Annotated in this window: 10 protein-coding genes and 1 CRISPR repeat array (1 of these 11 only partly in view); of the genes, 4 read left to right on the top strand and 6 right to left on the bottom strand. The window is 38.5% G+C overall.

What is annotated here, in order from left to right; translation table 11 throughout:
• The first annotated feature begins 318 nt into the window (after positions 1-318).
• Entirely contained in the window at positions 319-1,464 is a 1,146-nt protein-coding gene (locus RQ359_RS09745; RefSeq protein WP_157043071.1) for a hypothetical protein, read from the top strand.
• A 210-nt stretch (positions 1,465-1,674) separates the two neighbouring features.
• On the top strand, positions 1,675-2,016 hold the full coding sequence (locus tag RQ359_RS09740) for a HEPN domain-containing protein (protein WP_338116974.1): 342 nt from the start codon (positions 1,675-1,677) through the stop codon (positions 2,014-2,016).
• Between the two features lie 237 nt (positions 2,017-2,253).
• Here the strand turns inward: RQ359_RS09740 and RQ359_RS09735 are convergent, their stop codons facing one another.
• The 4 genes from RQ359_RS09735 to RQ359_RS09720 all read right to left on the bottom strand — a co-directional run bounded on the left by RQ359_RS09735 (position 2,254) and on the right by RQ359_RS09720 (position 4,981).
• Positions 2,254-2,529, bottom strand: a complete 276-nt coding sequence (locus RQ359_RS09735) for a hypothetical protein (protein WP_054839330.1) — start codon at positions 2,527-2,529, stop codon at positions 2,254-2,256.
• 485 nt (positions 2,530-3,014) lie between these two features.
• Positions 3,015-3,326 carry a hypothetical protein gene (locus RQ359_RS09730; RefSeq protein WP_457921194.1) on the bottom strand — a complete coding sequence of 104 codons (312 nt, stop codon included), beginning with the start codon at positions 3,324-3,326 and terminating at the stop codon, positions 3,015-3,017.
• The gene (locus RQ359_RS09725) at positions 3,316-4,116 is read right to left on the bottom strand and encodes a hypothetical protein (RefSeq protein ID WP_457921193.1); all 801 of its coding nucleotides are present in this window, start codon (positions 4,114-4,116) and stop codon (positions 3,316-3,318) included. Before RQ359_RS09725 ends, RQ359_RS09730 begins: the two co-directional genes overlap by 11 nt.
• Before the next feature lies 1 nt (position 4,117).
• A complete protein-coding gene (locus tag RQ359_RS09720) occupies positions 4,118-4,981 on the bottom strand; it encodes a DNA-methyltransferase (protein ID WP_156016638.1) in 864 nt (287 codons plus the stop codon).
• 1,824 nt (positions 4,982-6,805) lie between these two features.
• Between RQ359_RS09720 and RQ359_RS09715 the strand changes: the two genes are divergently transcribed.
• Positions 6,806-7,117: an NAD(P)/FAD-dependent oxidoreductase gene (locus RQ359_RS09715; RefSeq protein WP_206338981.1), complete on the top strand. Its 312-nt coding sequence runs from the start codon at positions 6,806-6,808 to the stop codon at positions 7,115-7,117.
• A 31-nt stretch (positions 7,118-7,148) separates the two neighbouring features.
• Here RQ359_RS09715 and RQ359_RS09710 read toward each other — a convergent pair whose 3' ends face one another.
• Entirely contained in the window at positions 7,149-7,277 is a 129-nt protein-coding gene (locus tag RQ359_RS09710) for a hypothetical protein (RefSeq protein ID WP_457921192.1), read from the bottom strand.
• Between the two features lie 120 nt (positions 7,278-7,397).
• Between RQ359_RS09710 and RQ359_RS09705 the strand changes: the two genes are divergently transcribed.
• A complete protein-coding gene (locus RQ359_RS09705) occupies positions 7,398-8,717 on the top strand; it encodes an ATP-binding protein (protein ID WP_156016640.1) in 1,320 nt (439 codons plus the stop codon).
• A gap of 1,114 nt (positions 8,718-9,831) precedes the next feature.
• Here RQ359_RS09705 and cas1 read toward each other — a convergent pair.
• Positions 9,832-10,716 carry a CRISPR-associated endonuclease Cas1 gene (cas1, locus tag RQ359_RS09700; protein WP_457921191.1) on the bottom strand — a complete coding sequence of 295 codons (885 nt, stop codon included), beginning with the start codon at positions 10,714-10,716 and terminating at the stop codon, positions 9,832-9,834.
• Positions 10,717-10,860: 144 nt separating this feature from the next.
• Positions 10,861-12,217: a CRISPR direct-repeat array (repeat unit 25 nt; unit sequence CTTTCAATCCCGTTATGGGTTCAAC); it runs 29 nt beyond the window's last position.

Here is a 12,217-nt window from a genome sequence, read left to right as displayed (position 1 = left end):
AAACATGAGATTCGTGTATTAAGTTCGATCTATATTCATGTACACCAATTCTAGATTTAGAGTACAACGTGAAAGTGAGTCTCAATTCTTTAATACTAAAGTATGCATGTGGACTATCAGCATAATCATAGAAATATCCATTATTTTCAGTCAAGAAGATAGTCATTTTATGATTATGCGATAATAATTAACATATATAATTTTCTTTCACCTATCAATGATATCTTGAAGGGAAATCAAAACCAACGGAAATCACTTAACGCTAGAGATAAACGTCTTATAGAGCTTACATCCAGATTCTACTTACAATATAGGGGAGTGGACTCTTTCTCTAAGCTAAGTAGGATCCTGGATAAAGTTGACGCCATGAACTTAGATGATGCTCAACAAGTCATTTCAGCGTACTTAACTTACTCGGCTCTGAGGACAGTTAACAGAGCTATCAACTCAGGGTTAAGGGATCAGTGGGTTAGAAGGGAATACCTATCCGAAACCGGAGAAGATGTGTATGGAATCCTAGATGTTTCCAGGTCATTAACTACCCTTCCCTTCAATGTAGCTTATCTCCAGCCAAATCTAAGGTCTAAGGAGCTATCTTTTCTGGCCTGGATAGCAAGGGAGACATTGAGAAACGCTAAAGACAAGTTGAACTATTCCGCTATTGAGCCCTTCAGCTTCTATCATGAAATGAGAAGAGAAATCAAAAAGGCATATGAGAGAAAAAAGTTGCTTCCCGAGCCGTCAATTCCCTCAATAGACGAAAACTCTCCCGACTGGCTGAGAAACAGTTATCGCGCCTACTTGATCTCGAAGAGGAGCAAGATGGGAATCAAATCCAGAGGAGGGAGGAAAGACGTCAAGATAGTAATCAGCAAGCTTTACGAGCTCTTCGTATACATGATAGTCATGAAAGTACTAAAGGAGAAAGGGTTCACTATTAAGGGAAAGGAAGGTTTCATGGAAGGGAGCTTAGGAAACGAACTTCTTCATTTAGCGTTTAACGTAGATCCTACGTCTTACGGTATAAAAGACCTGATCGAGAGTGTTGATGCCATGGACGAGAAATTCACTAAAAGCGTACTAGGAAGACCCGATCTCTCCATAATAAAGGAGAGCGAAAGGAAAAGGAAATTAATAATAATTGAATGTAAGTATTCCCTCAGTCCAACGTACATTACGGAGGGCAGATTTAAGGCAATGGCTTACACTTACGAGTTTAGTTCTGATGCTACATTACTTGTGTTTCCTGGTTTACTGAATAGAAAGGCTAAACAGGGAGAGGAGGAGAGCACTATCCGGATTTACGAGGAAATGATGAAAAGAAAGGTGAACGGACAAGTTGTAGGATGGATAGACCTGAAGCTCAGGGATGGAAGAAAGGTTTACCTAGTTTCCATAGACCCAATGGAGAAAATGGAAGAGAACTTTGAGAGAATGAAGACGGTGATCTCTTCACTTATCTAGAAAGAGAGGAAGAGATAATTGAAATTAAATAGAGTTAGCTCAAAGTTTATCTTGTAACGTATTTTTAACGCATCTATGAGCAAGTTCTTCTCCTCAAGACAGATGTAAACCATGAAGATCCTCTTTGGAAACCCAACCTACTTGATTTTATCCCACTGTTTAGCCTCTTATATCAGTAATTCTTTTTACCACGAGAACATTAGCTTTCATGTGTCTTCGTTTCAAAATGCAGTGCTTCTTTGCAAAAGGTCTTTGAATTACCTGAAAGCTTCAAAGGAATCGTTCAAGGAGGGTTTGTATGACGTTTCCTCTACAAACTGTCAGATTTCCGCCGAGCTTCTCATAAAATCAACGTACCTTCTGTTGGGGTTGAGGCTGGACTTTCCCCCAGGTTTCGAAGTCATCCCCATAAATGAAGGGGAGTTCGATAAGGCAATCAGGAAGAATAATCCCGTGATTTGGGACGTTAAGAGTAAGGGAATAGTTCTAAGAGATGATCTAGAGATCTGTAAAAAGTATACTAACGTGATAAGATGTACTTTTGTGGAGTAATCTAGCTTCCTATCACTCTTTACTCTTAAGGGTTCGACGTTTATGTAGAATGGTACTTAAAATCTTCCTAGAAAAGAAAGAGCTGAGCTCTATCAAGGTTATTTCCCCAGTGACTAAATGACTTAATTTCTTCAACTTCTTGGCTTTATCGAAGTGTACGTCCTCTACTATAAGACAGAATAATGTTAGTATCGAGATAATAAATGTCTTATTTTTTATAGTAGCTCATTTTAGCTTTTACCTGTCGCTGTTAATGACGGATTTCTCTGTCCTCTCCTGTCTTAGGTCTGACATATCAAGATGTCTGTAAGGAAAACCTTCTTTTACCCATTCATCCACCAGTTTGAGTACCTCTTCTTGTTTCCTGATCTTCTCCTCCACTTCACTCCTTCCTGATTCTATAAGCATGTTAACTGCTTCATTTTTTGACTTAGCTATTCCCAGTTGAATCATTTTCTCGATTAGCCTAGCTAGTTCTTCACTTACCTCAATAGTGATAGTTTTACTTCCCATTATGCTATATGGGTATATACCTAATATATAATGGATTTAAGAGGTTCATAATTTTGTGGTAAAGAGCCTAAGCTTGAAGGTTAGGATGATAACTGGGACTTTTCCAGCGGACTATCGAGAAATCCTTAGTTGTGAATACTTCATCGACATGGAATAGTTAGATGGCCTCATGAAGAGCATAGATGACACACATTTTCGGGATAAGCTACGTGTTATATAGTGACGCAGATTTTAACGGTGGAGAGAAAAATAAGGTAATTACTAAGAACGTCAATCGTGACTCTTCCTGTTTTCTATAACCCGAACGAGAATAAAAGATAAATGACGTTCATTGTCACTATAGGTTATGCGGTAGGAAGAACTTTTCCAACATGATCATGGATCTCAGGAATTATCCATATTTATCTCAAAAAGAGATGTAAATATGAACTAGAGAGAAACCTCACAATGTGAGAGGTAATCAAGTATAACGTGCAGATTTCATGTCAACAGACGAAATCCATATATCTCAGCTCTTTATTCTCATCCTTCTTTACTATTCTCTCCTGATAAAGTACCTCAAAGTTATTTGTCTTAGCCTCATGAAGTAGGTCCTCCAGAATTTCATAATCTTTGTCACATAGATTCCCTCCTCCAGTAAGCTTCAGTATTGGCCTTATTCTTGCAATCTGAAACTTTGACTCTTTCTCTAAGTAGAAAAGCTTCTTGAGGTTAGAGTAAACAATCATTTTCATGAGTCCATCTTTTATGTCATCCTCTGATGGAAGTGGACGGCCCGCAGAGTTCTTAGCCTCCACCATACAGACGACGTCGCTGATTTATGTAAGCTTCATCCAAGGTGAAGTGGTAAAGTCCACCTAAGTAGTTTTGAATATCTATTGAAGCCTTTTCACCCTTTACTCTTTCTTTAGGTTGAATCGTCCTCAATTCCCTGCTCTGTGCCTCCATAGACCTCTTCCTAGAATTATTCTTGAACTCATCTGCACTCCTACTTATCTCCTCTATTCTTCTCATTGCAAATTTCAGATCATGCATCTCGACGTTAAGTTCCTTTGATATTCTCTCGTAAGACTCTACGGCTTTCCTCCCAATCTCTTCAATGTTGGATGGCGATAGCTGTTCAAGGTTCCAATGATAGGCATCCGATTGATATGACGATAACTCCTTAAATTTCTTCCTGAGATATTCATAATCAAACTCTTGAGAGGTAATCTTATCCTTAATTCTATGATTCAAGGTTGCCCTTTCATAGTACGCTACTACGACGTAAACCTGAAGCAAAGTCATGAGGGAGACTGTATCCCATTGTAGAAAGTCTCTATCACCTCCTTTCCCTTCATCCTTAACTATGGGTATTATAGTTACTCTCTTCTGTGATTGCAAGGTATTGTATACTCTTGCATATGGATAAGACCTAGTTCTCTTAGGTGAGACCCACCAACTGACCGCGAAGTTTTGACCTTCATGCGAATAATTGAAGAAAGCCCTTCTCTTGATCCCATCCTCAAGGTCTTCAAAGGTCTCAAGCTTGGGTAACCTGAATGTAGGCTGATAACGTATTCCCTCCACAACACCCTCAAATCTCAAGTCAACTCACTTTCTTGTTCTCCAATTTTTCATTAATCTTGGCACGCATATTAGAGGATAATCTCTTCGCATCCTCTCTTTCTAGGAACTCTACTTTTTCTTCTCCGAAGAGTGTACTTACCGGGATCCTTTCCCTAATTACGTCTTTCAGCTCCAGATCAATCTCGTATCCCACTGCGTTCCTCCCCATCTCTCTGGCGACCTTCAAAGTAGTGCCAGTGCCAGTAAACGGGTCTAGAACTACGTCTCCCACGTATGAGTACAAGGTGATGATTCTCCTGGCAAGATCCTCGGGGAAAGGAGCAGTAAACTTAGATAACTTGTTGTTAGGTAGAACGTTAGTTATCTCCCAAACGTTAGAGTACCATTTCTCCCTTTGAAACTTGGTAATATCTATCTTGCTCTCCTCTTTATTCTTGGGAGTGAAGTTACCTTGTTTCTTGAATATTACAATATCCTCGTAAATGTTATCTGGATAGAAATACAGAGGGTAAGGGTGTTGAATTAGTACACCACTCCTTCTGCTTATGCGTATGTAACCCTCGGGTTTCTTCCAGATTATCCTCTCCTGATATTTAAAGCCTAAGTCTTGCATGATCTTTATGAGGTCTGCAACTATAGGGTAAAGTACTCCGTCGATCCTCACGTCTGCGGTAACGAAAACCGCAGCCCTACCTTTTTCCAAGACTCTGTGAACCTCCTTTCCTACACCCTTCAGGAGGTCTAGGTAGGCGGAGTAACTGGGAAAGAGATCTGGAAAATCGAAAGGAGCGTTATAATAGGGAGGTGAAGTTAGCACTAAACCCACGCTTTCATCAACGATCTCACTCATGTTCCTCGAATCGCCGAAGATTACTTTGATCATGGAAACTTGTCCTTAGATCAAGATAAAAACTTTCCTGACATCTGGAGTTTAGATTTAGGTTATAATCAACGAAAGTAGTACTGAAAAACCAGTTATCAGTAAATATAAGAGATCTAAAAAAGGATTTTCATTAAGAATTACTACTTTATATAAAAAATAATAGTTGAATTCCTAGAATCTTAGAGGATTTTATGCCGTTGAGGTTTTCCGTCCAGATTTAAACACTTGATATATACGAGTAGTCTTTTTCCATGATCGTCATATATTTCTATTAAAAAATGATCCTCAGCCGTATTGAGGGCTTCCTTAAGGTTTCTTACGTTCTTTTCATCCCTTAATTTTCCATCGCGTGAGTAAAATTTAGCCTTCACATGGAGAGCATATCTAAGCTAAGCGGAGAGTGATGAATGAAAGACCTCTTTGGAGTCAAATTCATGCATTTACAATATTAGTCTGTCTTCATACATTGGAATTCTCTGGTTTGACCCTCTTTTCTTCTGTTTTCAGAATAAAAGAGTCTAGATCAAGAGTATCTTTCAATACTTATTATTTTTGTGAAAGAAATTCATATAAACCTAAAGGATCTAAAAGATAATTAAGGAAATCTACCACTTTACCTTCATTATCTGCTAATAGATATAGAATGAGAGAAACGCAGAAGAAAACATAATGTCTTTCCTCAATCTTTCTTTCCACAATAATTATAACAGATTTTAATAAATAAAAGCTAAACTTATATTATTATAATCATTATTTCTATAATCTTAAAAAATTAGTGAAATATTTTTAATGAAAAGCTCTATTCCTATATGAAGGCTAAAATAAACTATGAAATGAAAGGCAAAGATAATAGTATCTTACGGTACACTATGACTACTTCTTAGATACCTATATTGGAAATAATGCTAAGTCCTACACAAAAGTTTTCTTCTGTGTCTAGATGAATTTCCTCGCGTAACTAGAGATTATCTCTTATAGATAAATGCATGAGTTAACACATAAAGGTTCGTAGTATATCCATTCAATGTAAACTAGTTGAGAAAGTTAAAGTGATAGTCTTTTGAAACTCGGACCTAAATTACCCTTAGTTAATGATACTGAACAAGAATATATCACGATCGAAAAACGAACTAACTACTAACGACGTAAATCCGAAGGAAGAATGTCTCATTCCTTATTCAGAAAATATCCTAAACTAATATAAAAAATAGTAAGGAAAAGTTAAAACCCGAGGAAACTTTTCATTCTTCTATATATATATATAGAGAGAGAGCTCTACTTGAAGGTGAGAGCCATGAAAGAGGAACAGAGAAATTGCAGAATGTAATTAAAAAATGGGTTATCGTTTTTCATTACCATACGCTTGAACTTTTAATTAAGTAGTAGATATGAGAATAATAAAATTAGTATATTATAGCTATTATTATTTTAGGATGTTAAAGTCTACCTGATCTCAATTCCTTGTCTAAGTAAAAATAGTAATACTTTAAATTTACCTAGGGCTACAAGGCCTGTCTCTGGCTTCAATACTTGGACAAAATCTTTACTTCAAAGAGTCTATCTTCAACTTAACGTTAGGAAACAAGGATAGCCGTTTGTAATCTCGCAGAACTACTCGCGCTATACTACTCCAGCATTAATATAATATATAATATTACGTCATAATAACTATTTATTAATTATATTTTAATAATGAATTATTTTAAGAAAAGATTTTATTGAAAAAAATATTTTAGAAATTTATTTATTTATTATAAAAAAGGTTTTAAATCATGAAGAAGAATATATAATTTAGATAGAAAGAATATATAATTTAGATACAAAATGACTAAGGTATTAGTTATAGGAGGAAGATTTGGAGCTTTGACGCCTGCTTATACGCTGAAAAGGTTAGTTGGAAGTAAGGCTGATATTAAACTGATTAACGAAAGCAAATACAGCTGGCTTAGGCTAGATATGCCTCACGTTTCAATCGGAGTGAAAGACGTTGAAGAATGGAAGTTAGATCTATCTAAGGCTTTACCTCAAAAAGGAATAGAATTTGAGGAAGGTAAAATTACAAAAATTGATGCAGAAAATAATAAGGTTATTTATAGAGAAGGGGGGTTAAGGGGGCGAAAAGCCTCGCCTCTCTGAGGCGGGGAGGAAGTCAGCTTGTGTTGTGATGCTATACTTCCAAGACGAACTCACCTTCCAGATTAAGAAGGAGACTAACTGTATCTCTTAATTTATCTTGAGATAAAAACTGCAGTTGCAAGTCCTGCTCTGGAAGAAGAGAACATGAGGAATCGAACATTCATACCTCAATGATCGTTGTTGTTGTTATATTTTCTCTTCACCTTCCCTTCCTTCTTTTTAAGTCTCTGTGGAGTGTGAGTAAACAAAGTTTTTAAGTCTCTGTGGAGTGTGAGTAAACATGATAGAGGAGTATAACCCATGGTGGATCTCTAGGGACAAGGTAAAGGAAATAGAGATATTCAGGAAGTTCGAAGAGTCCCAATTGAAATGGGTACCTGACGTGATCCAAAAGTTAAGCCTCTCTCCATTCTCGCTAAACTTTGTGTTGGGTCCAAGGCAAGTGGGAAAGTCTACAGCAATGATCCTGTTGGTGAAGAAACTCTTGGATGATAACGTAGATCCTAAGGCGATCTTCTACTTCTCTTGCGACAAGATAGTAGACTACAAGGAACTGGACGAAATACTTGAGGACTACCTGAGGATAAAGAAGTCGAACAACATAACTAGTTCCTTCCTCCTCCTGGACGAGATAACTTATCCCAAGGAATGGCACAGAGCACTGAAGAGCAGGATAGACAAGGGTGACTTTAAGAACGACGTATTAGTGGTCACTGGTTCTCTCTCCGTGTCTGCAAGGAGGGAAATAGAAACTTTCCCTGGCAGAAGAGGACAAGGGAAGAACTTGATCATGTATCCATTACCTTTCTCTAAGTACGTGGAACTGTTTAACGTAAAGCTCCCAAGAGGTGACTTGAACTTCGTGACCTCTAACTTCGGTAGATATTCCCATCTTACTCAGACTCTGAACGAACTTATGGAGAGATACCTTGTAACCGGAGGTTTTCCCAACGCTATCAGGGAACATTCCTCTTACGGGAGGGTTTCTGTAACAGTTGATGATTTCTTGTCGAGCGTGATCAGCGATATAAACAAGCTTAGGAGAAGTGAGACCTTCTTCAAGCTGACCGTGAAGGGACTTTTGGAGAGAACCTCCAGCGAACTGAGCTATCACAGCATCTCCAAGTCATTTGGAGTTGGAACAGTAAAAACAGCCATAAGTTACGTGGAGCTCCTCGACAAGATGTACCTACTCAAGGTCCTGGAGCAGGTAGATCTTGAGGGAAACGTGATGGTAAGAAAGGAGAAGAAGTTTTACTTCACCGACCCATTCATCTATAAGGCATTCTCTTCCTGGACTTCTGTCTCCGTTCCAGGGGAAAGGTTGATGGAGAGCGTGGCTGTAACTCATATCTCCAGACTTTACGAGACGTTCTACACTAAGGTGAGGGGAGAGGTAGACGTGGTGGTGAAAGGAAATGAAATGACGGGATTTGAGGTTAAGTTCGGTAAGGTAAAGGAGGAGAAGAAAATCTTGGGCAGGATGAAGAAAGTTTTCGTGCTCAGCAAGGACACGGTGAGGGATAGAGTTATTCCCCTTTCTCTTTTCCTCTCCATGTTAGACGTGCCTCAGTCTGTAGAGTTCAAGGTGCTGAAGTAAACTACCCCGCCCTTACGGACGGGGTCTCTGGCGATGGAAGATGAAGGAGATCTTATCATCATTCTATCTGAATCCATAGAGAAGCTGAATCTATTGAAAATAATTCTTTTTCTTTGAACCTGATTATATTACGCATAGGGAAAAATATTATTACACAAGGAAAAAGGTCAACTACCCTACCCTCATGGATAAGGAATCCTACTTCAGGACTTCGCCTTGCCTAGGTCCCGTAATTAATTTCTGGACATGAAACGTTGATTTCTGCTTTTCTGAGTATCTCTTTAACGTACCTCATATCTCCCACGGCTCCTCGGTCATGTCTACAAGTTTTAAATGGAATGGGACTCAAACCTTAATATAAGAGTCGTGGAATGTAAGTCCATATTTAAATTTGATTTGATAGGGGTATAAAGCATTCATGTCTCTATGTCATTCTGATGTCTAGAATTTCACATACATCTTTAATATTAACAAATGAATATATTATTATTGTTGTTGTATAATTTTACTTACCTTAACGTCTGCCTACCTAATTATGAAAAATCTTGAGTATAATTTCTCTTCTTCTTTTACGTTTCACTTACCCTCTAATCAGTAAATGGAGCTCCGTATGGACTGCTACGCTATACACGTTCATTGTTTATTCTCTAGCAACTAAATTAAGAAATTCTATAAATGTATAAAGTTTACCCTTACAGTTTTTTCTGTCACTAAAGCATTCAATAAAATGACATATAATTTATATGTGATATCTTGAGCATCAAAGCCATTCATGCAATTATCTCATCGGTTTTAGGCTACTATTATCTATAATTGACACAACTTTTACGCAGTTTAACGCGAATTATATCGAACATCATCATTACGTAGATGAACTCCTAATCCCGAGGAACGCGGAAATATTCTACACTTTATATAAGGCTTAATTTACTCCGTGTTTAACGATTTCGAGATCTTTTGAGTTTAAACGTTATAAAGAGTACTTCATTCTAAGGACGTACACTTCTCGATTATGTATGTGTGCCTAACATATTGTAAGTCTTTGATAGCTCTTTTGATTATCCCACTATAAAAACTCCTTTAATTATCAACGTCAAGTTCTTCCTTCTTTTGTTCACTTCATCAGAAAAGGAGAGTACTCTTCTCCTTCGAATGAACGGGCTAACCTCCTCGCTTGGGTGAATACTTCGTCCTCCCCAACGTTACTAAGTCCTCTATAAACTTCCCTTAATGAGATGCCTTCCTCACCTTTTTCCCTAGCCTTACCTATGAGGAACTTGTCCACGAGGGGACGAAACTCTTCCATTAAGTCGAAGACTAAGGACTCCCTTCCAGACCTAATAGAGTGGAGGAAACCTACGTATGGATTGAGGCCTGCTGAGATTACTGCAGACCATACCCTCCTCCTGAGCATGGCATAGCCCACGTTTAATGCCACATTAAACGGATCCTCGGACTTCCTTTTCCTGCCTGGAAACTTCAGGGGAATAAGGGACTTCACCGAAGACCAGTAGATTCTGGCGCCCTCAGCTTCCTTTCCCATGACTTGTTTCACAGTTGAACATGTGATTACTTCTTCCTCAAGTTTCTGCAATCTTTCTGTTGATAGGTCAAGGGAGTACTTCCTCTCGTAATACCTGAGTACTACCCTCTGATTTCTCAGCTTCCCCCTAACAAAGACGGAGGCATACTTTACCCGAGAGCTCTTCCACGCCTTAAGTTGAGATAGCCAAACCTTCATGGAACCGCCGTATCTTGCGGGTATCACCTTAGCTACAGGTTCGCCTTTCCTGAAGAAGACTAGGTCTATCCCGTACTCGTTAGCTAGCGCAATTACCTCAGAAGAAACCGAACCAGTGACGAGAAAAACGATGGAAGATAGCTCAACTGGAGAGACGCTCCACATATCCTTCCCTTTTAAGGAGCAAACTATCATGTTGTCTTTAACGTGTAAGAAAGCTCCCCAATCTTTTACGAAGGCTATAGTGCCTCCTTCCATAATTATATCTTGATGAAGGGGGTTATAAATTGGTAATACCGTTTCATCGAGAGCTTCTAAGATACTAATCTTTTATGATTTATTATGATAATTTTATATTAATTAAATTTTATTAGATAAAAATTAACTAGAAATGTGTATAATCTTTCAATCCCGTTATGGGTTCAACATGTGTACAATTATCCTACTACTGATGAGACACAGTATCTCTTTCAATCCCGTTATGGGTTCAACTCATTCGTAATAGATGATCATGTGATGGAAAGAACTAGAAACTTTCAATCCCGTTATGGGTTCAACAAGACGTGACAGTCTTTAATGTCAAAAAACGTGACAACTTTCAATCCCGTTATGGGTTCAACTCTTGCCGTTGGAATCGTTGGCCTCCTCGTATTCGGCTACTTTCAATCCCGTTATGGGTTCAACCGGGTCCGTACCTGGTGGAGGCAAGGCAGGTAACTCTCTTTCAATCCCGTTATGGGTTCAACACTTTTTGAAGGCTGGTAGAACTTTATTGGAGATGTCCATATACTTTCAATCCCGTTATGGGTTCAACTAGAACAGCTTCCAGACGTAACAAAGGCCCTTCAAGGGCTTTCAATCCCGTTATGGGTTCAACAAATTAAACAATGCACAAAACCTGCTCGCCAATTATTCTTTCAATCCCGTTATGGGTTCAACAAGAGTTAATTAATGAACTCAAGATTGTGCAAATATATGACTTTCAATCCCGTTATGGGTTCAACTTGCTTGCGTTTTCTATTTTCCACGACGGCGTCACTCCTCTTTCAATCCCGTTATGGGTTCAACTGTACGAATGTCATATTTGCGGTTTCTGGAGTTATGATATCTTTCAATCCCGTTATGGGTTCAACCATTCAACTATTGAAAGATGTTTTAAGAAGATATTCCACTATCTTTCAATCCCGTTATGGGTTCAACTTAGTTTCATTCGTTCTTCTCATTAGGACGTAAGGATCCACCTTTCAATCCCGTTATGGGTTCAACAACCCAGAAACAAACACATAACCAAAACTATCCAAACACACTTTCAATCCCGTTATGGGTTCAACGATACTTATCATTTTTCAGTTTTATTCGCATTATTTCTCTCTTTCAATCCCGTTATGGGTTCAACTATGATCCTCAGCTCCTTTTCTGGCCCTGCGGCCTGAGCTTTCAATCCCGTTATGGGTTCAACTGATATTCTTCATGTTTAGCGGTGATTTCAAATGGATTTAACCTTTCAATCCCGTTATGGGTTCAACTTTGACCAAGAGGATTTACAATTGTTAAAGAAGTGGATAGGCTTTCAATCCCGTTATGGGTTCAACTCATAGATACGTATGCCCATTCTGCATGGCCCACTTTGAAGCTTTCAATCCCGTTATGGGTTCAACATGGAAACACACATAACGGTAAAAATGGATAAGAAATTGAGCTTTCAATCCCGTTATGGGTTCAACGAGTGATACATTGTACATCTTCACCTTGATGATAC

This window comes from Sulfuracidifex metallicus DSM 6482 = JCM 9184 (assembly GCA_032834875.1).
Lineage (GTDB): Archaea > Thermoproteota > Thermoprotei_A > Sulfolobales > Sulfolobaceae > Sulfuracidifex > Sulfuracidifex metallicus.
This window is presented reverse-complemented; position numbering and strand designations above follow the sequence as displayed.

Coding starts and splice junctions, on each gene's coding strand:
- RQ359_RS09735 (WP_054839330.1), bottom strand. CDS start 2,529: ATGGGAAGTAAAACTATCACTATTGAGGTAAGTGAAGAACTAGCTAGG.
- RQ359_RS09720 (WP_156016638.1), bottom strand. CDS start 4,981: ATGATCAAAGTAATCTTCGGCGATTCGAGGAACATGAGTGAGATCGTT.
- RQ359_RS09715 (WP_206338981.1), top strand. CDS start 6,806: ATGACTAAGGTATTAGTTATAGGAGGAAGATTTGGAGCTTTGACGCCT.
- RQ359_RS09710 (WP_457921192.1), bottom strand. CDS start 7,277: ATGTTCGATTCCTCATGTTCTCTTCTTCCAGAGCAGGACTTGCAACTG.
- RQ359_RS09705 (WP_156016640.1), top strand. CDS start 7,398: ATGATAGAGGAGTATAACCCATGGTGGATCTCTAGGGACAAGGTAAAG.
- cas1 (WP_457921191.1), bottom strand. CDS start 10,716: ATGGAAGGAGGCACTATAGCCTTCGTAAAAGATTGGGGAGCTTTCTTA.